23 protein-coding genes, 1 tRNA gene and 1 riboswitch are annotated in these 26,808 nt (G+C 66.8%); of the genes, 13 read left to right on the top strand and 11 right to left on the bottom strand.

The features are described from left to right. Positions 1 to 98: 98 nt before the first annotated feature. Entirely contained in the window at positions 99 to 1,931 is a 1,833-nt protein-coding gene (locus J7I84_RS14505) for a phosphoenolpyruvate carboxykinase (GTP) (protein WP_214945255.1), read from the bottom strand. Positions 1,932 to 2,207: 276 nt separating this feature from the next. Here J7I84_RS14505 and J7I84_RS14510 point away from each other — a divergent pair. The 5 genes from J7I84_RS14510 to J7I84_RS14530 all read left to right on the top strand — a co-directional run bounded on the left by J7I84_RS14510 (position 2,208) and on the right by J7I84_RS14530 (position 7,266). Then, positions 2,208 to 2,284: transfer RNA gene (locus J7I84_RS14510), tRNA-Arg, on the top strand. A gap of 76 nt (positions 2,285 to 2,360) precedes the next feature. Beyond that, positions 2,361 to 3,815, top strand: coding sequence for an NAD(P)/FAD-dependent oxidoreductase (locus J7I84_RS14515; protein ID WP_214945256.1), 1,455 nt, complete (start codon positions 2,361 to 2,363; stop codon positions 3,813 to 3,815). A 66-nt stretch (positions 3,816 to 3,881) separates the two neighbouring features. Next, positions 3,882 to 4,589, top strand: coding sequence for an ABC transporter ATP-binding protein (locus J7I84_RS14520; RefSeq protein ID WP_214945257.1), 708 nt, complete (start codon positions 3,882 to 3,884; stop codon positions 4,587 to 4,589). Next, the gene (locus J7I84_RS14525) at positions 4,586 to 6,622 is read left to right on the top strand and encodes a YhgE/Pip domain-containing protein (protein WP_214945258.1); all 2,037 of its coding nucleotides are present in this window, start codon (positions 4,586 to 4,588) and stop codon (positions 6,620 to 6,622) included. The genes J7I84_RS14520 and J7I84_RS14525 overlap by 4 nt, the downstream gene beginning before the upstream one ends. After that, complete coding sequence (locus J7I84_RS14530) at positions 6,619 to 7,266, top strand: TetR/AcrR family transcriptional regulator (protein ID WP_214945259.1); 648 nt, start codon at positions 6,619 to 6,621, stop codon at positions 7,264 to 7,266. The genes J7I84_RS14525 and J7I84_RS14530 overlap by 4 nt, the downstream gene beginning before the upstream one ends. A 559-nt stretch (positions 7,267 to 7,825) precedes the next feature. Here the strand turns inward: J7I84_RS14530 and J7I84_RS14535 are convergent. The 4 genes from J7I84_RS14535 to J7I84_RS14550 form a co-directional block, all read right to left on the bottom strand. Beyond that, the gene (locus J7I84_RS14535) at positions 7,826 to 8,827 is read right to left on the bottom strand and encodes an EamA family transporter (protein ID WP_214945260.1); all 1,002 of its coding nucleotides are present in this window, start codon (positions 8,825 to 8,827) and stop codon (positions 7,826 to 7,828) included. A gap of 71 nt (positions 8,828 to 8,898) precedes the next feature. Continuing rightward, the gene (locus J7I84_RS14540; RefSeq protein ID WP_214945261.1) at positions 8,899 to 9,426 is read right to left on the bottom strand and encodes a histidine phosphatase family protein; all 528 of its coding nucleotides are present in this window, start codon (positions 9,424 to 9,426) and stop codon (positions 8,899 to 8,901) included. A 414-nt stretch (positions 9,427 to 9,840) separates the two neighbouring features. After that, a complete protein-coding gene (locus J7I84_RS14545) occupies positions 9,841 to 10,707 on the bottom strand; it encodes a winged helix-turn-helix domain-containing protein (RefSeq protein ID WP_214945262.1) in 867 nt (288 codons plus the stop codon). A gap of 570 nt (positions 10,708 to 11,277) precedes the next feature. Beyond that, positions 11,278 to 12,123 (bottom strand): hypothetical protein, encoded by an 846-nt coding sequence (locus J7I84_RS14550; protein WP_214945263.1) that lies wholly within the window; start codon positions 12,121 to 12,123, stop codon positions 11,278 to 11,280. Positions 12,124 to 12,353: 230 nt separating this feature from the next. Between J7I84_RS14550 and J7I84_RS14555 the strand changes: the two genes are divergently transcribed. The 7 genes from J7I84_RS14555 to J7I84_RS14580 all read left to right on the top strand — a co-directional run bounded on the left by J7I84_RS14555 (position 12,354) and on the right by J7I84_RS14580 (position 21,413). Next, complete coding sequence (locus tag J7I84_RS14555) at positions 12,354 to 13,094, top strand: response regulator transcription factor (protein ID WP_214945264.1); 741 nt, start codon at positions 12,354 to 12,356, stop codon at positions 13,092 to 13,094. Positions 13,095 to 13,107: 13 nt separating this feature from the next. Further along, complete coding sequence (locus J7I84_RS14560; RefSeq protein WP_214945265.1) at positions 13,108 to 14,595, top strand: HAMP domain-containing sensor histidine kinase; 1,488 nt, start codon at positions 13,108 to 13,110, stop codon at positions 14,593 to 14,595. A 79-nt stretch (positions 14,596 to 14,674) separates the two neighbouring features. Further along, entirely contained in the window at positions 14,675 to 15,649 is a 975-nt protein-coding gene (locus J7I84_RS14565; protein ID WP_251046649.1) for a dolichyl-phosphate beta-glucosyltransferase, read from the top strand. Between the two features lie 5 nt (positions 15,650 to 15,654). Beyond that, positions 15,655 to 16,083, top strand: coding sequence for a GtrA family protein (locus J7I84_RS21600; protein ID WP_251046660.1), 429 nt, complete (start codon positions 15,655 to 15,657; stop codon positions 16,081 to 16,083). Then, on the top strand, positions 16,080 to 18,194 hold the full coding sequence (locus tag J7I84_RS14570; protein WP_214945266.1) for a glycosyltransferase family 39 protein: 2,115 nt from the start codon (positions 16,080 to 16,082) through the stop codon (positions 18,192 to 18,194). Before J7I84_RS21600 ends, J7I84_RS14570 begins: the two co-directional genes overlap by 4 nt. A 6-nt stretch (positions 18,195 to 18,200) precedes the next feature. Then, positions 18,201 to 20,324 (top strand): glycosyltransferase family 39 protein, encoded by a 2,124-nt coding sequence (locus J7I84_RS14575; protein ID WP_214945267.1) that lies wholly within the window; start codon positions 18,201 to 18,203, stop codon positions 20,322 to 20,324. 197 nt (positions 20,325 to 20,521) lie between these two features. Beyond that, positions 20,522 to 20,682: riboswitch (cyclic di-AMP (ydaO/yuaA leader) on the top strand. Between the two features lie 5 nt (positions 20,683 to 20,687). Next, positions 20,688 to 21,413: a hypothetical protein gene (locus J7I84_RS14580; RefSeq protein WP_214945268.1), complete on the top strand. Its 726-nt coding sequence runs from the start codon at positions 20,688 to 20,690 to the stop codon at positions 21,411 to 21,413. A gap of 228 nt (positions 21,414 to 21,641) precedes the next feature. Here J7I84_RS14580 and J7I84_RS14585 read toward each other — a convergent pair whose 3' ends face one another. The 3 genes from J7I84_RS14585 to J7I84_RS14595 are packed head-to-tail and all read right to left on the bottom strand — an operon-like array spanning position 21,642 to position 23,563. Next, the gene (locus tag J7I84_RS14585; RefSeq protein WP_214945269.1) at positions 21,642 to 22,046 is read right to left on the bottom strand and encodes a glyoxalase superfamily protein; all 405 of its coding nucleotides are present in this window, start codon (positions 22,044 to 22,046) and stop codon (positions 21,642 to 21,644) included. 44 nt (positions 22,047 to 22,090) lie between these two features. Continuing rightward, on the bottom strand, positions 22,091 to 22,726 hold the full coding sequence (gene upp, locus J7I84_RS14590; RefSeq protein WP_214945270.1) for a uracil phosphoribosyltransferase: 636 nt from the start codon (positions 22,724 to 22,726) through the stop codon (positions 22,091 to 22,093). A gap of 12 nt (positions 22,727 to 22,738) precedes the next feature. Next, on the bottom strand, positions 22,739 to 23,563 hold the full coding sequence (locus J7I84_RS14595) for a phosphatase PAP2 family protein (RefSeq protein ID WP_214945271.1): 825 nt from the start codon (positions 23,561 to 23,563) through the stop codon (positions 22,739 to 22,741). A 55-nt stretch (positions 23,564 to 23,618) separates the two neighbouring features. Here J7I84_RS14595 and J7I84_RS14600 point away from each other — a divergent pair, with 55 nt between their 5' ends. Then, positions 23,619 to 24,125, top strand: a complete 507-nt coding sequence (locus tag J7I84_RS14600) for a nucleoside deaminase (RefSeq protein ID WP_214945272.1) — start codon at positions 23,619 to 23,621, stop codon at positions 24,123 to 24,125. Between the two features lie 57 nt (positions 24,126 to 24,182). Here J7I84_RS14600 and J7I84_RS14605 read toward each other — a convergent pair whose 3' ends face one another. Genes J7I84_RS14605 through J7I84_RS14615 form a run of 3 tightly spaced genes read right to left on the bottom strand, consistent with a single transcriptional unit; the run spans position 24,183 to position 26,695 of the window. Beyond that, positions 24,183 to 25,265, bottom strand: a complete 1,083-nt coding sequence (locus tag J7I84_RS14605) for a glycosyltransferase family 4 protein (protein ID WP_214945295.1) — start codon at positions 25,263 to 25,265, stop codon at positions 24,183 to 24,185. A 2-nt stretch (positions 25,266 to 25,267) separates the two neighbouring features. After that, positions 25,268 to 25,663 (bottom strand): 6-carboxytetrahydropterin synthase, encoded by a 396-nt coding sequence (locus tag J7I84_RS14610; RefSeq protein WP_214945273.1) that lies wholly within the window; start codon positions 25,661 to 25,663, stop codon positions 25,268 to 25,270. Positions 25,664 to 25,666: 3 nt separating this feature from the next. Then, entirely contained in the window at positions 25,667 to 26,695 is a 1,029-nt protein-coding gene (locus tag J7I84_RS14615; RefSeq protein ID WP_214945274.1) for a zinc-binding alcohol dehydrogenase, read from the bottom strand. Positions 26,696 to 26,808: the final 113 nt, after the last annotated feature.

Raw genomic sequence — 26,808 nt, forward strand, 5'->3', positions numbered from 1 at the left:
TTGATAGCTGGGTGGGCCCGCGCCAAGCCTCGTTATTACGACGGCGGCCCCGCACCTTTTTCGAAAAGGTGCGGGGCCGCCGTCGTTGTGTTTGCCGGTTAGTGGTCCGACATCCGTTCCTTCAGTGACTCGAGCTCGGTGCGCAGGGCATCCGGCAGCGAGTCGCCGAACCTGGCGTACCACTCCTCGATGGAGGCGAGCTCCGTGTCCCACTCTTCGCGGTCGACGCGGACGGCGTCCTCAACGTGGGCGTGGGTCAGGTCCAGGCCGGTGACGTCCAGCGAGTGCCCGGCGGGAACGTACCCGATGGGGGTCTCAACGGCGTCAGCCTTGCCCTCGATGCGCTCGATGGCCCATTTGAGGACCCGGGCGTTGTCGCCGAAGCCGGGCCAGGCGAAGCCGCCGTCTGCGGTGCGGCGGAACCAGTTCACCAGGAAGATGTGGGGCAGGCGTTCCGGGTTGGCCTTGCCGGAGACACTGATCCAGTGCTTCAGGTAGTCGCCGGCGTCGTAACCGATGAACGGCAGCATGGCCATGGGATCGCGGCGGAGCACGCCAACCTGGCCGGCGGCCGCGGCCGTGGTCTCGGAGGAAAGGGTGGAGCCCATGAAGATGCCGTTGGTCCAGCTGCGGGCCTGGGTGACCAGGGGAACCGTGGTCTTGCGGCGTCCACCGAAGAGGATGGCCGAAAGTTCCACGCCCTCCGGGCTGTAGTACTCCTCGGCAAGCATGTCGATCTGCGCGATCGGCGTGCAGAAGCGGGAGTTCGGGTGTGCGGCAGGCTTGCCCGTCGCCGGAGTCCAGGAGTTGCCCTCCCAGTCGGTGAGGTGCGCCGGAACCTCGTCCGTCATCCCCTCCCACCACACGCCGCCGTCGTCGGTCAGGGCAACGTTGGTGAAGATGCTGTGGCCCTTGGCGATGGCGCGCATGGCGTTGGGGTTGGTGCCCCAGCCGGTGCCCGGGGCGACGCCAAAAAGGCCGGCTTCCGGGTTGGTGGCGCGGAGCTCGCCTTCCTTGCCGATCCGCATCCAGGTGATGTCATCGCCCAGAGTCTCCACTTTCCATCCTTCAATGGTGGGATCGAGCAGCGCGAGGTTGGTCTTGCCGCAGGCGGAGGGGAAGGCGGCGGAGACGTAGTAGTTCTTCTTCTCCGGCGAGGTCAGCTTGAGGATGAGCATGTGCTCGGCCAGCCAGCCTTCGTCGCGTGCCATGACCGAGGCGATGCGCAGGGCGTAGCACTTCTTTCCCAGAAGCGCGTTGCCGCCGTAGCCGGAGCCGAAGGACCAGATGGAGCGCTCCTCCGGGAAGTGGACGATCCACTTGTCGGGGTTGCACGGCCATGCCACATCTTCCTGGCCGGGCTCAAGGGGGGCGCCCAGGGAGTGGAGGGCCGGAACGAAGAACGCGTTGGTCCTGGTGATCTTGTCCAGCACCGCGGTACCGATATTGGCCATGATGCGCATGGAGGCAACAACGTAGGCGCTGTCCGTGATTTCCACGCCGAACTTGGGGTCCTCGGCATCGAGGTGGCCCATGACGAACGGGATAACGTACATGGTGCGGCCGCGCATGGAGCCGGCGAACAGGCCGCGCAGCTTGTCCTTCATCTCCCGCGGGTCCATCCAGTTGTTGGTGAAGCCGGCATCGCGCCTGTTTTCGGAGCAGATAAAGGTCTGTTCCTCGACACGCGCTACGTCTGCCGGGTCCGAGAACGCGGCGAAGGAGTTCGGGAACAGGTCCTGGTTGAGCCTGGTCAGGGTGCCGGCAGCAACAAGCTCGTCCGTGAGGCGGGTGTTTTCCTCTTCGGAGCCGTCTACCCAGTAGATGCGGTCCGGCTGCGTAAGCTCAGCAACCTCTTCGACCCATGCCAGCAGGCCGGCATGTGTGGTGGGTGCTTTCTCAAGCAGCGGCTTCTGCGCCAGATCGCCCATTGCAGTTCCCTTCCTCGGGTTCATCGGTGTGTCCTAAATGCTATGGTCCGGACCAGTGGAGTTTTTGGGGAGCTTGACTGACATATCCGGCCACCGAAAGTGAATTCCGCGGGAAATCAAGGAAGTGTTGCCGCGAAAACGGCGATTAAGTGACAAAGGTCACCTATACCGGTCTAGTTGCGGAGATTACAGCTGGTTCGATTTGGCATGCGGCGCCTGCTCGCGTAAAGTAATTCGAGGTTCAGGGAGAGCGGTTCTTCTCCCGGGACACGAAATGCGCCCATAGCTCAGCTGGATAGAGCGTCTGTCTACGGAACAGAAGGTCAGGGGTTCGAATCCCTTTGGGCGCACCAACAAGGTCCGCACCGGTTCGCCGGTGCGGACCTTTTTTGTGCTGTCAGGCCAGCTGTCCCCGGCTAGGCTTTGCACATGATGCCCGAGTCCGCTGAGCGCGAATTTGATGTTGTTGTTATCGGCGCAGGCGCCGTAGGGGAAAACGTGGCCGACCGCGTTGTCCAGGGCGGCCTGACGGTCGTACTCGTGGAGGCGGAACTGGTGGGCGGGGAGTGCTCCTACTGGGCGTGCATGCCGTCGAAGGCACTCCTTCGGCCAGGCGCCGCGCTCCATGGGGCGCAGACGACGCCGGGCGCCAAGGAGGCAGTCACGCGCACCCTCGACGCCGCTGCCGTCCTGGCGCGCCGCAACTACTTCACGTCCAACTGGCAGGATGACGGCCAGGTGACGTGGGTGAAGGACACGGGCATTGAACTGGTACGCGGCCACGCCTGGCTGACTGGCCCCAAAGCCGTGGAGGTGGCTGGCCTGGACGGGACGCAGCACCTGCTGCGGGCTCGGCAGGCCGTAGTGCTTGCCACCGGCTCCACCCCCAACACCCCGCCCATCGAGGGACTGCAGGATGTGCAGGTCTGGGGAACGCGGGAAGCAACGTCGGCCAGCGAGGTTCCGGAGCGGCTGACAGTATTGGGCGGCGGAGTGGCTGGTGTGGAGCTGGCCCAGGCCTTCGCCCGGCTCGGTTCACGCGTCACCTTGGTGGCACGCAGCAAACTGCTGGGCAATTTTCCTGGGGAGGCGTCCGCACTGGTCGCAGCAGGGCTGCGGGCGGACGGCGTCGAACTCCGCCTGAATACCGCCACGGACCGGATCAGCGGAAACGACGACGGCACCCTCACCCTCACACTTGGCGACGGAACCAGTGTCACCTCCGAAAAGGTCCTGGTTTCCACCGGCCGCCACCCGGCACTGGAAGGCCTGGGCCTGGAAAGCGTCGGTTTCGAGCCTGATGAGTCCGGCCACCTGTCCCTGTCAACGGACGCCTCAGGCCTGGTCCGGGAAACTCCGGGCGACGAACCCTGGCTCTACGCGGTGGGTGACGCCGCGGGCAAGAACCTTTTCACCCATCAGGGCAAATACGAGGCCCGAGCCACCGGCGATGCCATTGCCGCCCGGGCCAAGGGCGAGCTGAAGGGAACCCCGGGCGACTGGACCCGCTATGCCCAGACGGCCAGCCAGCACGCCGTGCCCAGCGTCGTTTTCACGGACCCCGAGCTGGCCAGCGTGGGACGCACCCTGGAGGTGGCCAGTAAGGACGGGTACAACGCATCTTCCGTGGAACTGCCCATCCAGGTGGCAGGCTCCTCCCTCCACTCCGAGAACTACGAGGGGTGGGCGCAACTGGTGGTGGATGAAGACCGCAGGGTTCTCCTCGGTGCAACGTTTGCCGGCCCCGACGTGGCCGAACTGCTGCACGCAGCAACCGTCGCCGTGGTGGGCGAGGTGCCGCTGGACCGGCTCTGGCATGCCGTCCCCTCCTACCCCACCATCAGCGAGGTGTGGCTGCGCCTGCTGGAGAAGTACGGCCTCTGAGCTTTATTTGAACTGACCAGTCAGTTCGGTTAGCCTTGATGCAGACTTCTTCTGCGAAAGGCAATCTTGCTCTCAGCACACCAGCTCCAGGCCAAAGGACGCCGGGACCCGCTGCTTCCCTCCACATCGCTTACCGTTGCCCGCGGCGAACTGCTGCTCGTCAGCGGGGACAGGCAGGACCAGCGCACGGCGTTGTCCCTGCTGCTCAGCGGCAGGATGAGGGTTGCCGGGGGCCAGCTCACCTGGGACAACGTCTCCCGGACCAAGCAGCTCCGCCTGGCGGCGGCCCTGGTGGACTCCCCCGGTGTCAACGAACCCGAGGAACACCTCAGCGTCCGCGACCTTGTGACCGAAGACCTCGCCCTGATACCCCGCCGCTACCGCGGTGCACTGCTCAGCGGCCCCTGGCTGAAGGTCAACCGATTCGAGGACATCGCCGGCTTGTGGACGGAGCAGCTGGATCCCGGGCGGCGGCTTGCACTGCTGACCGCGTTGGCCCTGGCCAACCCCCGCACGGACCTGCTGGTGGTTGACTCGCCGGACCGCCACAGTGCGGACGAGTCCACTTGGCTGCCGCGCCTTCAGGACCTGGCGTACGACGCCGGCCGGCCCCTCGCCGTCGTAGCGGCAGTCAGTGCCGTCCCCGCGTCCTGGGACGGTCCGGTGGCCGTGATTGGCAATGCCGTACCTGTAGCGCCGGCTGCGGAGCCGACGGAAGCCGCCCCTGACCCGGAAACCCAGGAAACCACCTTCGAAACAGAGGTTGCCAAGTGACTGTCCTGCGGCTGGCCCGCTCCGAACTCAAGCGCATGACCGGCGGGCTGCTGCCCAAGCTGACCATCCTGGCGCTGACCATGGTCCCGCTGCTCTACGGCGCGGTCTATCTTTACGCGAACTGGGATCCCTATGGCCACCTCAACAACCTGGATGCGGCCCTGGTGGTGGAGGACACCGGCGCCCCCGCTGCCGACGGCACCCGGCTGGAGGCAGGGACAAAGGTGGCGGACAGCCTGGTGGAGGGCAATGTTTTCCACTGGGTGCCGGTGGGCAGCTCGACGGAAGCCGATGCAGGAGTCCGCAGCGGCCAGTACGCCTTCGCGCTGAAGATCCCCAAGGACTTCTCGGCCAACCTGGTCTCCCCCGGCAGCTTTGACTCGGCCAGCCAGGCCATGCTGAACGTGACCACGAACGATGCAAACAACTACCTGCTGAGCACCATCGTGGACAAGCTGACCACCGCCGTGCACACCACTGTGGCCAAGCAAGTGGGCGAGGAGACCGCCAACCAGCTCCTCACCGGGTTCGGCACCATCCACTCCAAAATGGCCCAGGCCGCGGACGGCGCTTCCCAGCTGGCCGACGGCGTGGCAACGCTGAGGGACGGAACGGTCACCCTCCACGAAGGGACCTCAGCCCTGAGCAGCGGCGCAGACCAGCTGTACGCCGGCCAGCTGAAGCTGCGGGACGGCGCCAACCAGCTGACCGACGGCGCGGGGCAGCTCAGCAGCGGCCTGGCAGTCCTCAGGGACAAGACAGCCACCCTGCCCGCGGACACCCAGGCGCTCGCTTCCGGCGCTGCCCAGGTTGCCGCCGGAAACGCCCAGCTCAACGCCAAGGTGCAGGACGCGGCAGCCCAGCTGGCCGCGGTGGGCCAGGGCCTGCGCACCCGCGTGGTGGAGTCAAACAGCAGGCTGGTCGCGTCAGGCGTCCTGACCCAGGAACAGGCGGACAAGGTCCTGGCCGATTTCGATGCCACCGCGGCGACCAGTCCGTTGGCAGCCGCCCAGGGCAAGATCCAGGCAGACGCGGCCCAGGTCCAGCAGCTGGCCAGCGGTTCCGAGGCGGTCAGTGTTGGCGCCGCCCAGTTGGCAGCGGGAATGCCCGCACTCAAGGGTGGCATCGCCCAGGCCTCGGCAGGGGCTGACCAGCTGAACACGGGTGCCGCCACGCTGGCAGCCGGGGAGCAATCCGCCGTCGATGGCGCCGCCGGCGTTGCCGATGGAGCCCGGAAGGTCGACGCCGGGGCCGCCCAGCTTGCGGACGGCGCGGGCCAGGCCGCCACCGGCTCCCGTACCTTGTCGGACGAGATCGGCAAGGGTGCCGGGCAGGTCCCCAACCCTGACGACGCACAGAAGAGCAACCTGTCCCAGGTGATGGCAGATCCCGTGGCGGTCAGCAATGTCTCGCAGGCCAAGGCCGGATCCTACGGTGCCGGGCTGGCGCCGTTCTTCCTCACGCTGGCCATGTGGATCGGGATCTTCATGCTGGTCCAGGCCATGCGCCCCATAACGCAGCGGGCGCTGGCCTCCAACGCGCCGTCGTGGAAGATCGCGTTGGGCGGATGGCTGCCCTTCTTCCTGGTCTCGGTGGTGCAGGCATCGCTGTTGACCCTGGTGGCGGACGTGGCACTGGGGCTCAATCCCTCCCATCCAGTCCTGATGTGGCTGCTGATGCTGGCCGCTGCCATGGCATTCAGTGCCCTCATCCAGGGCGTCGTGGCGCTGCTGGGCTCGCCCGGAAAGCTCGTGGTGCTCATCCTCCTGGTCCTGCAGCTGGTGTCGTCCGGCGGCACGTTCCCGTGGCAGACCACCCCGGAGCCGCTGCATGTGGTGCACCAGGTCCTGCCCATGGGATACGTGGTGACCGGGATGCGGCACCTGATCTACGGCGGGGACCTGTCCATGATTGCCCCCACCTTTGTAGGCCTGCTGGGTTGCACTCTGCTGGGTGCGGCCATGTCCACGCTCGCGGTGCGGAAGAACAAGTACTGGACGCTCAAGACCCTGAAGCCGGAGATCGCGGTATGACCACCGAACCAACATCCGCGGGCAAGGGGCTGCGGCCCGCCCGGACCAACGCCACCCGCCAGAAGCTCTTTGATGCCTCCATGGAGCTGATCGGCGAGCGCGGGGCTGCCAGCGTCACGGTGGATGAGATCGCGGCAGCGGCGGGGGTTTCCAAAGGCACCGTCTATTACAACTTCGGCAGCAAGTCCGAACTGATCGCGCAGCTCCTGCGGCACGGCGTGGACATCCTCAAGGCGCGGCTGCTCGACGCCGCCGACGCCGGAGCTGCAGGCGGCGACCCGTTGCTGGCCATGGAAGCGATGATCGGCCAGGCCATGGACTTCATGGCGGAGTACCCGTCCTTCGCGCGTCTGTGGGTCAGCGAAAACTGGCGGATTCCCAGCGAATGGCAGGGCACATTTTCTGTCCTGCGGGGGGAGCTCCTCGAGGTCATCGGCCACGCCGTGGAGAAGGTGGCCAAGGCCTACCCTGTGGACGATTCCGTGTCCAGGGGCAGCCTGGAAACGGCCATCTTTGGCGCATGCTTCGTGGTGGGCCTTGACCGGCAGACGTACAACCCCGAGCGCACCCGTGACCAAAGCGTTGCAGCAATCATGGCCATCATGCGCGGCTACGTCCTGAAGGGGCCTGCTCCTCGGGGATGATGGAGCACATGCACCATACGGGGAAGAGCGGAAAGTTCGCGGTGATCTGCGGGGTGGTTGCCGCCGGGCTGCTGGTGCTCACGGCGATGACCCTCGCCGAGCCGGTGTTCGTTGCGTTCGTGGGGGTCCTGGGGCTGGCGTACCTGGCCGCCCTCGCCGAGGTCCTGGTCCGGCGGCGGCGTCTTGCCCTGTTCGCCGCGGGCGCCGGGACCGCCCTCGCCCTCGGCTTTTCCCTGGCGTTCCTCAGCACGTGGGAGCTGGCGTTCGACGGCCAGCCCTCCTTCCTGGGCACCCCGCTTCCCACCCGCAACCCGGACAACTACTTCCTGGGGGCCGCGGGTGCATTGGCAGCAACGTTTGGTGTCCTCTTCCTGGGTGCCTTGTGGCCGGGACGGAGACGGACGACGGCGGCGCGCAGGCCGGCAGCACGGCTGGCGGCACAGCGTCCTTCCTCCCAGCGCGGCCCGTCACAGCGGACCGCCGCAACGACAGCGCGCAGCCCCCGGGCTGCCTTAGCGCGGGCGGGGGGCCAAACTTCCGGCGGCCAGTCCTCCCCCGTTCAGCGGCCCTCTGCCTCCCGCGCTCCGGCCCGGGAATCTGCAGCGCCGGGCAAGCGCCCGTCGTCGTCCGCCGCGCCGTTGCCCAGGCCGGTACCCAGGTCCGGCAGCGGCCCGCTCCCCCGCCGCTGACGCCTGCCTGCTCCGGTGAGCACCGCCGTCGCCACGCCACCCAGGAGGAGCAGCCCACCTGCCAGCTCCGTGGGCGATGGGACCTCCGCGAGGACCAGCCAGGCAGCGCTCATGCCCACCACGGGGACGAGCAAGGTGAACGGGACAACGGCCGACGACGGGTGGCTGGCCAGCAGCCGGTTCCAGATTCCGTAACCCACCAGTGAGGCGAATACAGCGGTGTACAGGGCGCTGAGCACGGTGGGCGCCTGGACGTTGGACAGTGAATTCCAGACGGGACCGGGCCCGTCGACCAGCACCGACAGCGCCGCCAGCGGAAGCGGCACCACGGCACCGGACCACACCACCAGCCCCAGGCCCGAGGCAGCCCTGGCCTTCCGGGCAATGACGTTTCCGGCTGCCCATGACAATGCAGCCGCCAGCACGATGACCAGCGGCAGGAGCGGGGCCACGGCGCTTCGGCCCATGGCCACGAGGGCCAGCCCGGCCACGCCCAGCACCACCCCTGCGAGCTGTCGCGCGCTGGGCCGCTCGCCAAGGAACGCCGCGGCGAGCAGGACAGTCAGCAGCACCTGCGCCTGCAGGACCAGCGACGCGAGGCCCGCCGGCATGCCCAGCGCCATGGCCAGGTAGAGGAGGCCGAACTGGCCTGCACTCATGAAGAGTCCGACCCCGAGAATGGCCTTCCAGGACACGTCCGGCTTCCTGACAAAGAAGATCCATGGCACAACCACCAGGACGAAGCGCATCGCCACGAACAACAGCGGGGGGAAGTCTTGACCCCCGGCGTGCAGCCCAATATCGATGGCCACGAAGTTCAGGCCCCACAGCACGGCCACAACGACGGCAAGGAGGGAATCGCGGAGGTTCACAGTCCTACTCTGGCAGAGCCTGGGATGAAGGTGGCACTTTTCCACCCGGGGGACGGCTGGGACATCCGGGGCTAATGTGCGCGCGGAACCTTGAACCGGGTGATCCGGGCGTCCTGGCCGTCGAGTTCGGCCCACGGCTTCTCCGTCTCAAGGACGGTGAGCGCATTGGTGGGGAAACGGGTCGCGGCGTCCATATAGGCGTCGTGGTCGGAATCCCGAGACGCGAGGTGCATGGCCAGGTCCTGCACACCGGGCAGGTGCGCGATCAGCATCAGCGTGGTGACGGTGTCCGGCACGTGGTTGACCACCGTGAGCATCCGGAGTGCCGACGCCGCGTACAGTCCGTCTTCGAGTTTGGCCGTGGGGGCCTTGTCGCCGAGCTCTGAGCAGACCCACGTGCACGTTTGCCGGGTCCGCAGGGCGCTGGAGCAGAGAATGAAGTCCGGAACGATGTTGTGCTTGAGCAGCCAGCGTCCGGCCAGCGGCGCCTCCCGGTGCCCGCGCTCCTCCAGCGGCCGCTCGTGGTCGGCCACGCCGCCGGGCCAGTCAGCCTTGGCGTGGCGCATGATCACAAGGCGTCGAACGTGGTGCGAACTCATGGCCCAAGCCTAGCCCCAGCAAAAGCAGGAAAAGAGCGGCGGCAGCGTCACACCAAGCACCCTTTGCGCAGCGCCCCAAGAACACATGTGGCGGAGACTCAGGCTTCAGCACCAACCCAGAGCCCCAAAGCAGGCCCACAGTGACACGACAACCAAGCAGCCGCGAACGCATAGTACTTGGAGAGGGCCAGACCGAACCGGAAGTGAAGTGCAGGCCATGCCGGTCGCTGCAGCGCAGCGAGGCATCCTGAAAGCGCCGTTGTTGCGTTGGGCCCACGCCGCCAGGGTTCCCTGGCCGAGCTTGCGAGGCGAGGGTGGCGGTGGGGAGGAACGAGCGCAGGCGCCGAAGGATGCCTCGCGAAAGCGAAGGCGCCCGCCCAGATGGGCAGGCGCCTTTCGAGCAGAGATAAAGACTTAGATCGAGTACTCCGGAGCGGCCCAGACAACAACTTCCGGGTGCTCGTAGAACCGGTAGCCCTGGCCGCGGACGGTGCGGACCGTGTTGGCGAGGCGGCCCAGCTTGGAGCGGAGGCGGCGGATGTGGACGTCGATGGTGCGCTCGTTGGGCACTTCTTCGGCGTTGCGCCACAGTCCTTCGAGGAGTTCGTCACGGCCCACGGTGCGGGTGCCGTTTTCGACGAGGTAGTTGAGGAGCTCAAACTCCTTGAAGGTGAGGTTCAGGGATTCGCCGTCGAGGTGGACTTCACGGCGGGCGAGGTCGATGAGCACGCCGGAGGGGCGCGGTTCCTGCGGCTGGGCAGGACGTTGGGCCTCGGTGCGCTGGCGGGAGTTGACCGTGGGGTCGCCGAAGGTGGACCGGACGACGTCGAGCGCGGAACCGGGGGTGCCGGCGGGCGCTACCGCAACGGCAGCGTAGCTTTCGGCTCCGGAAACCAGGGACTGGGCGTAGGCGCGGATTTCCTGTGCGAGCTTGGCGATGGAGGTGCCGGCTGCCGCCGCTGTTTCCTCATCAATACCCATGTAGAGGACGAACCCGCGGGCGACGTTGTCGTTGGCTACCGGGCGGACCTGGTTTACGCCGGGCACAACAGGGGTAGGGGCAGTGATGGGAGCGGGTTCGATGGGATGCACAGCGCGGAGCTGGCCGTATGAGTTCGGGTTGTATCCCTGCGGGGCGAAGCCTTGGGCGGGGAAGCTGCTGCCGGTAGTGGAAGGCGCAAGCGACGGACGCGGGCCGAAGCCGGGACGAAGGCCGGAGGGCTGGCCTGCCTTGGCGGCGTTGCGGACAGAGATGTGGACGTATCCGGATGCAACTGACATGAAATGCTTACCTCAATGTGAAAGTGGCCGTCTCCGCGGCTCGAATGCTGGCTTCCCCGTCACGCGGACCGGGGAGGGGCGCCCGACGCTGGGCTTGGGGGCGAATGCCTAAGAACTTCGGTGGGTGGGAAGGTCAGGCGTGCATTCGACAACAGCGCATGTCGGCAGCAGCGGATGTGCTGGGCCAATATTCTGCGGCTGCAGGTGCTGTTGAGTTCTTGTTCACATTGGAAGTGTGACGCGTAACAATGCGAACTTGCAAGTAACAATGGACTCAATCGTCCGCATCGTGAGACAAAACCGGGAATTGTGTTGCACGTCACTATTTCGGAAGCCTGGGGGAATTTGAACGCTTATCCCGGCAAGTGCCCGATTTCCCGAGCTTTCCGCAACATTCTTCGGCGAAACTCGTAATCGCCGAATACCTCCGAAATTCAACCGTTTGACGTGGAATCGCCCCGGGAGTTCGAAGCCGTGTCCAGCCAGCGTCCTGCCTCCAGCCAATTTATTGCCTGCTACCGGTGCGGACAGCCGGAGACGGGACGCTTAGCCATGGTTTCATCCGGGGCGTCAGTTACTGCTGGTACCGGTGTTAGGGGTGGTTGCGGTGGTGGACGCAGCGAGCTGGATGGACTGTGCCGTGTAGGTGTCTGAATCCTTCAGGGCGGTTACGCGGACGCTGGCGCCGGAGGTCACATTGGACAGGCTGAATGTGCTGCCGGTGGAACCTCCACCCCGCTGCCGCATCCCCTGGGTCACCTGAACGTCGGATCCCAGGGCATAGGTGCGGGATAACCCGTCATCACTCTTTACGGTCATGGACGTACCCGAAATCTCGGTGACCGTACCCACCTGGCCTGCCATGGTGACGTAGCCGGAGCCCTGGGGGACCACGTACTCGGAGTGGACTGCTGCGTTGAGTCCGGCAGATCCCATCCCCAGCCCACCGGGGCCGCCATCCATTCCCATGCCACCCGCCGTGCCCCCGCCGTCCACGCCGCTTCGGCCATTCCGGCCGGTCATGCCGCTCTGCCCTCCCGGTCCGAACTGGCCAGTAGCACCCGCGCCCTGGCCATTGTTCGCTGAAGCCGTTCCGCTACCGTTTCCGGCAGCATAGGCACCGGCACCGGCTGCCGCGCCCACAACCACCGCAATACCGCCCACCAGCAGGCCCTTCTTCGCTGTCCAATTGCCTTTTCCTGCCCGCGGCGAAGCGTCGGGTGCGTACTGCTGGCGTGCGTCCCAGCCAGTGCCGGAGCTGGCCGTCCATCCGCGTGCGGCGCCCTCGCGGTGGGAACCATCCGCCGCGCCTTCCCAGACCGGGGCCGGGCGGTCCTGTTGCTCCCAGCCCTCCGCGGGGCGCGCCTTGCCGTCGTGACCTGATGCCCCCGGGTAGGAGCTGTCTTGCTGATCCATGTCTTTCTCCAAGAAGTCGTAAGTGCCGGTGGTGATGCTGTTGTCCCAACAGGCTCTGCCGCTTTGCTGTGCGGGGGCTGTGCTGCGGGCCGCGCCTGCCTGTGACCTGGCCGCGGCCGCAAAACGGGAAGGCACCCCCTACCGCAGCACCAGCTGGCTAGGCTGGAGCTCACAGCCGGAACACAGCAACGGCAAAGCATCGGCAAACCGATAGATCGGAGAGTTGTCACATGGCATCCCCGCACCCCATGACCAACAACCTTCCCCAGCTCACCCACCCGGACGGCTCCCCGATCCGTGCCCTCGTGGTGGATGACGAGCCCAGCTTGTCAGAACTGATGAGCATGGGCCTGCGCATGGCAGGCTGGTCCGTGGCCGTGGCCGGGGACGGACCCGGTGCCGTCAAGCTCGCCAAGGAGTTCCACCCGGATGTCCTGGTGCTCGATGTCATGCTGCCGGGGTTCGACGGCGTCGAGCTGCTGGGCAGGATCCGGGCCTTCGCGCCGGAGGTGCCCGCGCTTTTCCTGACCGCCAAGGACGACGTCCAGGACCGCATCGTCGGGCTGGCCGCCGGTGGAGACGACTATGTCACCAAGCCGTTCAGCATGGAGGAAGTCCTGCTCCGCCTGCACCGCCTGGTCCAGCGTTCCGGGGTGGCCGCCATGGATACCGCCGAGCTGGTGGTGGGCGATTTGGTCCTCAACGTGGACACCCGGGAAGTGACCCGCGCCGGGGACGACGTCCAGCTGACGGCCACACAGTTCGAACTCCTGCGCTACCTGATGGAGAACCCCAAGCGCGTGGTCAGCAAGGCCCAGATCCTGGACCACGTATGGGATTACGATTTCGGCGGCCAGGCGAACATCGTGGAACTGTACATCTCCTACCTGCGCAAGAAGATCGAAGCCAACCATCCGCCGATGATCCATACCGTGCGCGGGGCGGGCTACGTCATCAAGCCGGCAGACTAGCCGAAGGAAACGCATGTCATCGCTTTCCGGTGTCCCCCGGCCCACCGGCCGGTCCTGGTTCAACCCCTCCACCTGGCACCTCCGGACCCGCCTGATCCTGCTGTCCATGGCGCTCCTGGTGGCCATCTCCGGCGCGATCGGCGTGGTCAGCTACGCCTCAATGGATGTGGTCCTGACCAACCAGCTGGACGCGCAGCTGAAGCTGGCATCCCGCGGCCGGCCGCCGGAAGGCAACCCGTCCGGCCGTCCCGACCCCCTCGACGCGCGGGGACAAAGCGTGGGAACGCTCAATGCAAGGGTCGTGGGCGGACAGGTCAGCCGGGAAGCCGGCTTCCTTTCCTCAGACGCCACCCGCACATCCCTGACCACTCGGGACGTTGCCACCCTGCAGGCACTCCCCCACAACGGCGAGCCGGTGGACCGCGAGCTGTCCAATGGCGACTACCGGCTGGTGGCGACTCAGACCCCGTATGGCGATGTCGTGATCACCGGCCTGCCGTTGGCGATGAAACAGAGCACCGAGGCCTCGCTTGTCCTGACGATGGTGCTGGTCTCGCTGGGCGGCCTGGTCCTGATCGGCCTGGCCGGCACTGCCCTGATCCGCAGGACCATGCGGCCGCTGGAGCAACTGTCCGACGTCGCCACCAAGGTTTCCAAACTCCCCCTGGATGCCGGTGAGGTGGCGCTCGCCGTGCGGGTGCCGCCCTCCGCGGCGCACCCCACCACGGAGGTGGGCAGTGTGGGCCACGCCCTGAACCTGATGCTGGACAACGTCTCCAGCGCATTGGAAGCCCGGCAGCGCAGCGAGATGAAGGTGCGCCAGTTCGTTGCCGATGCCTCCCACGAACTTCGAACGCCTTTGACCGCCATCCGGGGGTACACCGAGCTGATGCGCATGACCGAGACCCTTACCGAGGATGGCCAAAAGTCGCTGGGCCGCGTGCAGAGCCAGTCGGAGCGGATGACCGCGCTGGTGGAGGATCTGCTGCTGCTGGCCAGGCTGGACGAGGGCAAGGCAACTGAAACCACAGATGTGGACCTGACCCAGCTGGTGGTGGAAACCGTCAGCGACGAAAAGGTGATGGCACCGGATCACACCTGGCAGCTGCGGCTGCCCGACGAACCCGTCACGGTGCGCGGAGACACAACCCAGCTCCACCAGGTGCTGGCGAACCTGCTCTCCAACGCGCGGAAGCATACGCCTCCCGGTACCACCGTGACCACCGGGGTGATGCGCTCCGCCGACGGAAGCGTGGTGGTGACGGTTACGGATGACGGCCCGGGCATCCCCGCCGAATTCCAGGGCAGCATCTTCTCCCGCTTCGCCCGGGCGGACACCGCCCGCTCCGGGGGCGCCGGAGCTGAGGGTTCTTCCGGCCTGGGCCTTTCGATCGTCGAATCCATCGTGGGGGCCCACGGGGGCACCGTGGAACTGGTCTCCCGGCCGGGCAGGACCGAGTTCGCGGTCCACCTTCCCGCGCCTGGCCCCGCCCCGCACTGACGTACCGGGCCCTGTATTACACAGGCACGTCACAGGTTGTGCCTAAAGCCCTCAAATCCGGCGGCGCCACTGTTGATGCATGACGCTCACCGACTCGACTTCAGGAACCCAGCAGGACGCCGCGGTACCGCCGCCGGGCCTTCCTGCCCGGGCACGTACCGTACGGCGCTCCCCCGTGGACACCCGTACCGCCGTTCCCGTCCTTGATGTCACCATTCCCGTGTTCAACGAGGAGCGCGACCTTGAGGAATGCCTCCGCAGGCTCCATGGACACCTGCGCGATACCTTTCCGCACAGCTTCCGGATCACCGTGGCGGACAACGCCAGCACCGACGGGACCCTGAAGATCGCCGAACGGCTGGCCCGTGAGTTCCCGGAGGTGGCAGTAGTCCACCTTGACGAGAAGGGCCGCGGGAACGCCCTGCGCAAAGTATGGCTCGCTTCCCCGTCGCCGGTCCTGGCCTACATGGACGTGGACCTTTCCACAGACTTGGCCGCCCTGCCCCCGTTGCTGGCACCCCTGATTTCCGGTCACTCGGATTTGGCCATCGGTACCCGGCTGACCCGTAACTCCCGGGTTGTCCGCGGGCCCAAGCGGGAGTTCATCTCGCGCAGCTACAACCTGATGCTCCACTCCCTGATGGCCGCGCAGTTCAGTGACGCCCAGTGCGGGTTCAAGGCCATCCGTGCGGACGTCGCGCAGCAGATCCTCCCCTACACAGTGGACAATTCCTGGTTCTTCGACACCGAGCTGCTGGTCCTGGCTGAACGCTGCGGGCTGCGCGTCCATGAAGTTCCCGTGGACTGGATCGACGATCCCGATTCCAGCGTGGACGTGGTCCGCACTGCCCTGGCCGACGTGCGTGGAATGGCCCGGCTCACCCGTGACCTGCTCTACGGCCGCATCCCGGTACCGGAACTGCGCGCCGCCCTGGCGAGGGGTCCGCTTCCCGCGTCCTCCCGGGCTGACGAACAGACCCGCGGCGGCAGCTGTTCGGCCAGCTGGTCCGGTTCGCCGCCATCGGCGCAGCGTCAACGCTGGCCTACCTGCTGATCTTCCTGTTCTGCCGCGGCTTCATGGATCCGCAGTTGGCAAACTTCCTGGCACTGCTGGTGACGGCGGTCGCCAATACAGGCGCCAACAGACGATTCACCTTCGGCATCCAGGGCGGCAGCCGCGTCCGGCACCATTTCGAGGGGTTGATCGTGTTCGGCATCGGCCTGCTGCTCACCTCAGGGGCACTCGCCTTGGTCCACCGGACGACGACGCCCGACCGGTGGGCGGAAGTCCTCACCGTTTTGGCGGCGAACCTTGCGGCCACGGCGGTCCGGTTCCTGCTGTTCCGGCTGTGGGTGTTCCGTAAACGGGCACCGCGTAAAGTACCCACCGCTGAAACTGATCCCGGGGCTGAAACTGCCGGAACTCCCGCGGTATCAACCGCAGACCGCACTACAGCCATCGCCTCCACAGAAACGGCAGCATCATGACCTCCACCATCTCACCGGCGGGCGCCAGCTCATCTGCCGCCCCGCGTTCCATATCTTCCGGCCATGCTGCCCACTCCCCTGGATCGGCCCACACCGCCTCCCGCTGGACCCGCTACGCCTTCGGCAACCAGCCACGTTGGGTGCGGCCCTCCGCTGCCGGGCTGCTGGTGGCCACGGCGGTCCTGTACCTGTGGAACCTCGCCGCAACCGGCTACGCAAACTCCTTCTATGCCGCGGCTATCCAGGCGGGCACCAAGGACTGGACCGCGTTCCTCTTCGGTTCGCTCGACGCCGGCAACGCCATCACTGTTGACAAGCCGCCCGCGGCACTGTGGATTCCCGCCCTCGCGGGCCGGATCTTTGGATTCTCACCGCTGAGCATGCTGGTGCCGGAGGCACTCATGGGCGTGGCCGCCGTCGGCTTCCTCTACCTGGCCGTCAAACGCACCTCAGGACCGGCAGCGGGCCTGCTGGCTGGCGGCGCACTGGCGCTGACACCCGTTGCCGCGCTCATGTTCAAGTTCAACAACCCCGACGCCATGCTCACCCTTTGCCTGGTGCTGGCCGCGTATTTCACCACCCGGGCCATCGAGCGGGCGGGCTGGAAGTGGCTCATGGCTGCGGGCGCCGTGATCGGCCTGGCATTCCTCACCAAGATGCTGGAGGGCTTCCTGACCGTTCCGGCGCTGGGGCTGGCCTACCTGTGGGCTGCCCCCACCTCGATCGGCCGCAGGGTAGCGCACCTGCTGGGGGCACTCGGCGGCATCGCTGTAGTTGCCGGTAGCTATATCGCCCTCTTCCAGCTGACACCGGCCCCGGCGCGCCCGTACATGGCCGGTTCCACAACCAACAGCTTCCTGGAACTGACCTTTGGCTACAACGGACTGGCCCGCATCACCGGCTCGGGCGAAGGCATGCCCGGCGGCGGAGCGGGAGGTGCGGCGGGAGGTGCGGCCGGCGGACCCGGTGGCGGTTTCGGCGGGGGCAACAGCGGATTCGGGGGTGCGGCCGGCCTGGCGCGGATGTTTGGAACGAGTTTTGGCGGTGAAGTGTCGTGGCTGCTGCCCGCCGCCCTGATCCTGCTGGTGGCCGGCCTGTGGTTCACCCGGCGGGAAGTCCGCACCTCCACGGGCCGCGCATCGCTGATCCTGTGGGGTGGCTGGCTCCTGGTCACGGCGGGTGTCTTCAGCTTCATGAGCGGCATCGTGCACCCCTACTACTCAGTAGCCCTGGCACCGGCGATCGGAGCGCTGGTGGGCATCGGCGCCGTGGAGCTATGGCGGGGGCGCGAATACTGGCCGGCCAGGATTGTCCTGGCCGGAACCATCCTGGGCACCTCCATCTGGTCGGCTGTCCTCCTGGGCCGGGACGCGTCCTGGCTCCCGTGGCTGCGCATCGCCGTCATCATCCTCGGCGTCCTTGCCGCTGCCGGCATCCTCGTCCCTGTCGACGCCCTGGGCACCGCCGGACGGTTCAAGCGTGCCGGAGCGGCCGCCGTCGTCGTCGTATCCCTCCTGGCCGGCGGACTTGGAGCGGGTGCCTGGACCCTCGCTACGGCTGCCACCGCGCACTCAGGCTCCATTCCGGCGTCGGGGCCCGCGGGTTCATCGGCAGGCGGCTTTGGCAACCGGGCGACTGGCTTCCGCGGCGACCGCACTGATGGTACCGACGCAGCGACCGGTACCGGCAGGTTTGACCCTGGATTCGGCGGCGCAGCGGCCGGTCCCGGCGGAGCGGGAGGTGGCCCGGGTGGCGAGGGACCAGCCGATGCCGCAGTGACCGCGCTGCTGTCATCCACCACCACGAAATGGTCGGCGATCGTCTCCGGCGCCAGCCAGGCGGCCAGCCTGGAGCTCGCCACGAACACCAACGTCATCGCGCTCGGCGGCTGGAACGGAGGGGATCCCTACCCCACGCTCGCCGAGTTCCAGGACATGGTGTCCAGGGGCGAGATCGGATACTACATCCAGGGCGGCGGCATGGGTGGAGAAGGCAGGGGCGGAGGCGGCATGAGCGGCCGCGGCGGCAACTCGGAGGTGGCCGCCTGGGTCCAGGCCAACTTCCAGGCCCAGACGGTGGGCAACTCCACCGTCTACGACCTGACGAAGTAGGACGCCATGTCCAGCCAAAGCCCAAGCCACCTGTATTCCAGCCCCACGACTGGAGTTGGGCGTCCCGTCGAAGCACATGCGGCCGGCAGGACCGGGGCGGCCGGGAAGCAGGGAGCACAGAGTGCCCGCCTCCGGGACCGCCGGGCCCGCCGGCGGCACCTGGAACTGGCAGCGGTGCTGGCCAGTACGGCAGTGCTGTACCTGTGGAACCTGGGGGCGTCCGGCTGGGCCAACGCGTTCTACTCCGCCGCCGCGCAGGCGGGATCGCAGGACTGGACTGCCTGGTTCTTCGGTTCCTCAGACGCTGCAAACTCCATCACGGTGGACAAGCCGCCGGCCTCGTTGTGGATCATGGGGTTGTCGGTCCGGATCTTCGGCCTCAGCTCGTGGAGCATCCTGGTTCCGCAAGCGCTGATGGGAGTGGGCGCCACCTGGCTGCTGTACCTCGCGGTGCGGCGGGCGGCGGTGCTGGCCACCGGGAGTGCGGCCGTTGCCCACCATGCTGGCCTGCTGGGCGCTGCGGTCCTGGCCCTCACCCCGGTTGCCACGCTGATGTTCCGGTTCAACAACCCGGATGCCCTGCTGGTGCTGCTCATGACGGCTGCAGCCTATGGTGTCCTCCGGGCGATCCAGGAGGACAAGCTGCGCTGGCTTTTGTTGGCTGGCGTGTTCCTGGGCTTCGGGTTCCTGGCCAAGCAACTGCAGGTCCTGCTGGTGGTTCCAGGGTTTGGCCTTGCCTATGCGGTTGCGGGGCAGGGCAGGCTGGGCCGGCGCCTGTTACGGCTCGGCGCGGCGGGGGCGGCGATGCTGGTTTCCGCGGGCTGGTGGCTCGCGGCAGTGGAACTGACGCCCGCCGGCATGCGGCCCTTTATCGGCGGCTCGCAGGACGACTCCATCCTGGAGCTAACGCTTGGCTACAACGGGCTGGGCCGTCTTACGGGCGACGAAACGGGCAGCGTAGGCGGCGGCAACGGCTGGGGTGTCACCGGGCTGTTCCGGATGTTCAACAGCGAGTTCGGCGGGCAGATCGCGTGGCTCCTGCCGTCAGCCCTGATCCTTGCGGCGGGCCTGTTGTGGGTGGGCCGCCGGGCACCGCGGACAGATCCGGTGCGTGCCTCGGTACTGGTCTGGGGCTCCTGGGTGCTGGTGACCGGTCTGGTATTCAGCTTCATGGCCGGCATCATTCACCCCTACTACGCAGTGGCGCTGGCACCCGGGATCGCCGGGCTCACCGGCCTGGGCGCGGTTCTTCTGTGGCAGCACAGGCACCAGGCTGCCGCCGCCATCGTGCTCGCTGCAGCTGTTGCCGCGGCGGCCCTGATGGCATTTTCCCTGTTGGGCACCACCGCCGCCTACGGTCCATGGCTGCGCTGGGTGGTGCTTGCGGCAGGCCTGGCCGGGGCGGCAGGAACAGGCTTCAGCAAATTCCTGGCCAGGCGCTCGGTGCAGAGGACGACGGCGGCGCTTGCCATTGCTGCGTCGCTCGCCGGGCCGCTGGCCTACTCCATCACCACGGCGTCGACCGAGCACAGCGGGGCGATTGTCAGCGCAGGCCCGCCGTCCGCGTTCGGGGCAGGCCCGGGCGGCGCGCCCGGCTTCGCTGGCAACCGGAACGGATTCGGCCGGAACAACGTGGGCGGTGGTCCAGGCAGTGCTGGGCAGGGAAATACGGCGCAGGGTAATGCCGCTCAGGGCAACCCGGCGCAGGGCTTCCGGCAGCCGGGCGCCCAGGGCAGCGCCGGTTTCGCCGGAGCGCGCGGGGGTGGCATGGGCGGACTCCTTGGCGCGCCTACGCCGTCTTCTGATCTGGTCACCGCGCTCAAGAGCGGTGCCGCCAACTACACGTGGGCAGCGGCCGTGGTGGGCTCGAACAACGCGGCAGGTTACCAATTGGCAACGGAGCTGCCTGTCATGGCCGTTGGTGGCTTCAACGGTACCGACCCCTCCCCCACGCTGGCACAGTTCCAAAAGTTGGTATCCCAGGGAAAGATCCACTACTTCATTGCAGGCGGCCCCATGCGCTCCACCAGCGGTTCTGACGCGGCCACACAGATCGCCGAATGGGTCGCTGCCAATTTCCAGTCACAGAACATCGGCGGCACCGCGGTCTACGTACTCGCCGGCCAATAGCGGAAGACACCCAGCCCGGGTCGCAGGACGGCACGTGCTGGGTGCTGCCCGCCGCCGGGACCCCGGCCGCCAGCGCAAATCGACTCGCTGACAGTCGTGACTTCCGTTACCTAAATGTGACTTCTGCTTAATCTTCCTGTACCGTCGATTGGGTGCGGCCCCCGTTCGGGCCGCATATCCCGGGTTGACGCCAAGCTCTGCCGCTTCCCCTGGATTCCGATTGAGCAACGGCAGAGGCGGGGGACCCACCGTCCCGGGCAATGACTGCCCTTGGGGTTAAGCCAGTACGTGATCTTTCCGTGCGGCCGGATGCCCTCATCCGAACCCGACAGCTAACTCCGCAGGTGTGAGAGGCGATCAATCATGTCCAAAAACACGGCAGAACAATGCCTGCGCGCCAAACACCGGGCCAGGCAGCAGGCAAAGAAGACCACCCTCGGCCAGCGCGCCGCCGTCCTCGCAGCATCCTGCGCGGTACTGGTTGGGGTAGGCGCGGCAGGACAGGCCACCGGCAGCATGACTCCCGTGTCATCCACCGGGTCAAACACGGCGTCCGATGCCCAAATGAGCATCGAGAAGAGCGAAATCCGTTCCAACCCGGCAGCGAACCCCGCTCCAGCGGCAATCAGCGTAGCGCCGCAGGCCGCGGAACCGGCTCCGGCAGCAGCACCTGCGGCCCCCGCTCCAGCACCGGCACCCGCACCTGCGGCCCCCGCTCCAGCACCGGCACCCGCCCCCGCCCCCGCCCCCGCACCTGAGCCGGCACCCGCCGTCGCGGTCAACGATCCCGCCGGCGCCCAGGCCTACGCGGCCAGCCAGCTGGCTACGTTTGGCTGGGGACCGGACCAGATGCAGTGCCTGCAGACGCTGTGGACCAAAGAGTCGGACTGGACCACCACGGCCACCAACTCCAGCAGCGGCGCGTACGGCATCGTCCAGTCGCTGCCTGCCGAGAAGATGGCCACCGCAGGCGCGGACTACTTGACCAACTACCGCACCCAGATCAACTGGGGCCTGGACTACATCAAGAAGAGCTACGCCTCGCCCTGTGGCGCACTGAACTTCCATCTGGCGCACAACTGGTACTAGGCACCCCTCCCCTGCGCCAGCGCGTCGAAGGACGCCCTGCGCTGAGTCTCCCCAGCCTTGACGGCGGCGGCCGACGGCGTGTCCCGGCCACACGCCGTCGTACGCCTTGGGCATGTACGCCATGGGCATGTGCGGGCTTGGGCATTTGAACAGCAGGGAACTTGCAGCGTCAACAGTGGGCCGCATCCACACGGATGCGGCCCGCAGTGCATTAAGCCGCGGTGCGCTTTAAGGTGCGGTGCTTTGAGTCGCGTCCGGCCCGGCGTTCCGCCACGGAATGTACTGGACGGACCATTTGTTCCCGTCCGGATCGGCGAAGTACACGAAGTGGCCCCACGGGAGCACCTCGATATCACTGACATCCACGCCGTTGTTCTTCAGGTGGTCGTGCGCTTCTTCGATGTCGCTGACCACCAGCTGGAGGGTGGATCCCGTGCCGGGTGGGGCGTCCGACAGTCCCTCACCAATGCAGATGGAGCAGGCCGAGCCCGGCGGGGTCAGCTGCACAAAGCGGATATCGTCCGAAGGCCGCTCATCGTAGTCGGCGTTGAAGCCCACCTTATTGACGTAAAAGTCCTTGGCGCGGTCAACGTCGGACACGGGGACAAAGACAACTTCGAGTTTCCAGTCCATCCGCACAGGCTAGCGGCGGGACAACGATTGAAAAAGAGTGAAGGCTACCCTGCGATGCCGTAGAGGCGGTCGCCGGCGTCCCCCAGGCCGGGAACGATATAGGACTTCTCGTTGAGCTTCTCGTCGATGGAGGCAAGGACGATGTGCACGTTGGCCCCTGACAGTTCCTCCTCCAGCCTGTCCAGGCCCTCAGGAGCGGCCAGCAAGCAGATGCAGGTGACATCCGAAGCGCCCCGCTTGAACAGGAACTTAATGGCCTCGCGCAGGGTCCCGCCGGTAGCCAGCATGGGGTCCAGGACAAAGACCTGGCGGCCGGTCAGGTCCTCCGGGAGGCGCTCCGCGTAGGTGATGATGTCCAGCGTCTCCTCATCCCGGGCCATGCCCAGGAAACCCACCTCGGCCGTGGGGACCAGCTTGGTCATGCCCTCCAGCATGCCCAGGCCCGCGCGCAGGATGGGGACCACCAGCGGGGTGGGCTTGGTGAACGCCGTGCCAATGGTGGTACTTACAGGGGTCTCGATGGTGACGGGCTCGGTACGGACCTCCCGCGTGGCTTCGTAGGCCAGCAGTGTCACCAGCTCTTCTGTCAGCTGGCGGAAGACCGGCGACGGCGTGTTCTTATCCCGCAGGACGGTGAGCTTGTGGGCGACCAGGGGGTGGTCAACAACGAGAGTGCGCATCCCCCAAAACTATCATCCGGCAGTGTCCTTGTTGCGGCTGCGGTGGGCGTGCTCCTTACCGCCGGCATCGCCGTGGTGCATCTCCTCGGCAACAACGTCGCGGACAATCGGACGGTCGAAAGACGGCGCCGCCCCGGCGTGCTCCCGCCTGCGGACCAGGTGGAACAGCCTGTGTGCCAGGATCACCACGCCCACCCAGGTCAGGCCCAGCAACCACCCGGCCATGACGTCGGTCAGCCAATGATGGCCAAGGAAGACGCGGCTTAAACCCATGGCGATGATGAAGAGCGTGCCGGCCGTGATGGCTGTGACGCGCACCAGCATGGCCTGGAACTGGAGGCACACGAGGTACATCACCAGGCTGATCACCACCGTGGTGTTCAGGGTGTGGCCGCTGGGGAAGGATGGCGAGTCCTCATAAGGGGGCACCGCATCCGCATGGTCCGGGCGGGTACGGCCAACCAGTCTCTTGCCGAAGGTTGTGGCCAGGATGGAGACCCCCGCCGCACCGCCGATCAGGACGAGCGGGCGCCAGTTCCGGCTGAGGAAGGTCAACCAGGCGGTCAGGATGCTGGCAAGGATGGGCATGCCGATGCCGCCGCCGAGGTCGGTGAAACCAGTAACGAAGGCATCGAGGCCGGGACTGCGCAGGCTCTCGGCCAGTGCCAGGGCAGGCTTGTCCAGGTTGGCCAGCCCCGCAGAATCCACCACGTTGTCGTACACCTCGGCGCCCAGCAACGCCAGCGACACGATAATCACGCCGCCCACAAGGATGGTGAGGACCAGCGCCGCGTAGGGCTTGAACCACAGTCCGAAACGATCCCGAAGAGTGTCCATGGTGCCTCCCGGCGTCGGCAAGTAACCTGAGTATTCCCGAAACTATCATTGAGCCATGCCGTTGTCCGAAAAGAAACACGACGCCTGGATGGGCCTCGCCCTGGCGGAAGCCCGGCGGGCACTGGCCACGGAGGACGTACCAATCGGCGCCGTGGTGATAGGGCCCGACGGCGCGGTGCTGGGTTCCGGCCGGAACCGCCGGGAGGAACTGGGCGACCCCACAGCCCATGCCGAGGTGGTGGCCATCCGGGAAGCGGCGGGACGGCTGCAGGAAAGGGCCCGGCTCGACGGCGGCCGCGGCGATGGCTGGCGGTTGTCCGATTGCACGCTGGTGGTCACGCTGGAACCGTGCGCCATGTGTGCCGGCGCGATCGTCCTGGCCCGGATCCCCCGGGTGGTGTTCGGGGCCTGGGACGAAAAGGCCGGTGCCGCCGGTTCGGTGTTCGACATCCTCCGTGAGCGCAGGCTCAACCACTGGGTTGAGGTGTGCCCCGGGGTCCGTGAGGAAGAGTGCGGCTTGTTGCTTCGCGAGTTTTTTGCGGGGCACAGGAGCGGCCTCTAGTCCGCTTCGCGCCCTGCTGCTTGGTGTCTGCCCCCCAAATGGTTGCCAGCACCGGGATCAGTCCCGTTCCGCCAGCAGGGCAAGCACTCGCCTGGCCGTGCCGCTCCAGTCCGGTAGGCCCGTCCGCGCCTCCATCGCTGCTGCGCGCCAACTCTCCCTTACCGCCGGGTCCTCAAGCCACCGGCGCAGAACCCCGGCCAGGAGTCCGGGACTCTCCCTTCCGCCGGCAGGAAGTGTCAGGGCTGCACCCGGAAGGCGTGGCCCGCCGTCGGCCATTGCCAGCCCTCCCATGTCCAGCGCCTCCACCGCCCCTGTCCCGGCGCGGACCAGGACAGGGATGCCGTGCGCCAGCGACTCGGTGACCACCATTCCAAACGCCTCCGCCCGGGAGAGCAGCAGGCTCAGGTCCGTCCGGGCCCATTCGGCTTCAAGCGCGGCACCGGCCAGCTCGCCGGTAAGCCGAACCCGCCCCTGCAGGCCGTGGTCGGTTACGGCGGCCAGGAGTTCCTGCGCGTAGGCCGGGTCCGCGCGGTCCGAGCCGACGAAGGATGCCGTCCACTCAACGTCCTTGAGCTGCGCCAGCGCCTCCACGGCCAGCAGCTGGTCCTTGTTGGGCAGCAGCGCGGCGACCACTGCCAAGTGCGGCGGCCTGGAACCAGCGGCCTGGGCTGCGGCAACTACTCCGGGGAGGGCGACACGTGCCTGCGGAAGCCCGCGTTCCGCGAGAACGGACGCTGCCCAGGTGCTGGTGCAGATCACCCCCGATGCTGCACGAAGGGCCCTGGCTTCGTTTTCCAGTGCTGCAGCCCCGGAAGTCTCCGCCACAGGCATATGTACCAAGACCCATGTTTGCTGTCCCGACGTGGCCGCAAGTTCCAGTTCATCCGGGGCACCGACCGCCACCAGCCCGTCCAGGATGACCACGGCCGGCCCCGGACCTCTGTCACTTTCCCATGCCCCAATGAGAGTGCCCAGCCGGCGCCGTTCCCGCGCGCTGGCAGCCGGCCAGTTGCCCTCGACGGCGATGACGTCCACCTCGGCGCCCAGCTCCTGCAAACCTGCAACCAGGCGCGCGTTATAGACGTTGCCGCCCGAGCTGTGGCGGATGTTGCCGGGGACCAGCAGCCGGATGCGGCGCACGGTCAAGCAGTCAGGTCCAGGGAATAGGTGGCCCAGGCATCAGGATTCTCCCGCAGAGTGACGTCGAGGCCTGCCAGTTCGCGGCCGTCGTCGCTGTCCTTGATCCGGGCGGCGACCTTATTTGCGATGTACTCAGCGAGGGCTTCCGTGGTGCTGAGCCTGCCCTCGAAGTCAGGGTGCTCATCCAGGTTCTTGTAGTTCAGGCCGGCGAGCACTTCCTCGATGATTGCTCCGGCGGCGCCGATATCCAGGACGATCGCGTCATCATTCAGGGCTCGGCGGCGGAAGGTCACCTCGGCGACGAAGGTTGCCCCATGGAGTCCTTGGGCGGGTCCGAAGGCTTCACGCGGAAGGCTGTGCGCGATCATGAAGTGGCGGCGGACGGTCAGGCTGAACATGGGTTACCTCAAGTTTTCGGAGTCGTGGGCAGCTGGGTTGGTGGCAGGGTACTCGACGACGTGGCACAGGGCCTGCAGTGTGCCGTCCGCCAGGCTTCGGACGACGCCCGGCAGGTCCTCGAACCGGGACGAGCCGGTCAGGAATGCGTCGAAGACAGGGTCCTTGAGCAGCGATACGGCGAGGTCCAGGCGGTCGGCATTGGTGCGTCGGTGGCGCCTGGCACGCGCCACCATGCCTACCTGGCTGGCCCTAATGGACAGCCGCCTCGCATGGAAGTCCTCCCCCAACGGGACAGTGACTTCCCGGTTTGCGTACCAGGACATCTCGATGACGTCGCCTTCATCGCCGACGAGCTGCAGGCTGCGTTCCAGCCCTTCCTGGGACGCCGAGCAGTGGAACACGATGTCGCAGTCGGCCAGTGCGTCATCGGGGTGTGCGAAGTCCACGCCCAGGGTGTCCGCGAGCTGTTTCCTGCCGGGATCCAGGTCCACCAGCTCCAGGCGTTGCAGCGGGAAGGTCCGCAGGAGTGTGGCCACCATGCCGCCCACCAGCCCGGCACCGACGACGGCAACCCGGTCTCCCAGCCGTGGCCCTGCTTCCCACAGTGCGTTGACTGCCGTTTCCACTGTCCCGGTGAGGACGGCACGCCGGGACGGGACGTCGTCGGGAATCCTGGTCAAGGAGGCCACCGGAACCACATAGAGGTCCTGGTGGGGGTTCAGGCAAAAGACGCGCTGGCCTTTCCAGCCATCGGGTCCTTCCTCCACGACTCCGACGGACAGGTAGCCAAATTTCACAGGTCCGGGGAAGTGGCCTTCCTGGTGCGGGGCGCGCATTTCTTCAGCGACACGCGGCGGCACCGCCCCGGCGTGGACTACCATTTCGGTGCCCTTGCTGATCCCGGAGTAGAGGGCCCGGACAAGGGCTTCACCGGGCCCCGGGCCGGGCACATCCTCGGTCCTGAGCTCGCCGTGTTCCTTGGCCGTGGTCCAGTATGCGGTTGCGTGGATCGGATTCTGTGAATTTGTCATCTTGCTGATGAATCTAACCGGACCTGCATGGACGGGGAAAGTCAGACGCCGCTTGGCGGGGTTTCCCAGCGAGGATTCATGGCGCGCTTTCGCGGCCGCATCATCCTGGCACA

This window comes from Arthrobacter sp. ISL-85, assembly GCF_018613675.1.
Classification (GTDB): domain Bacteria; phylum Actinomycetota; class Actinomycetes; order Actinomycetales; family Micrococcaceae; genus Arthrobacter.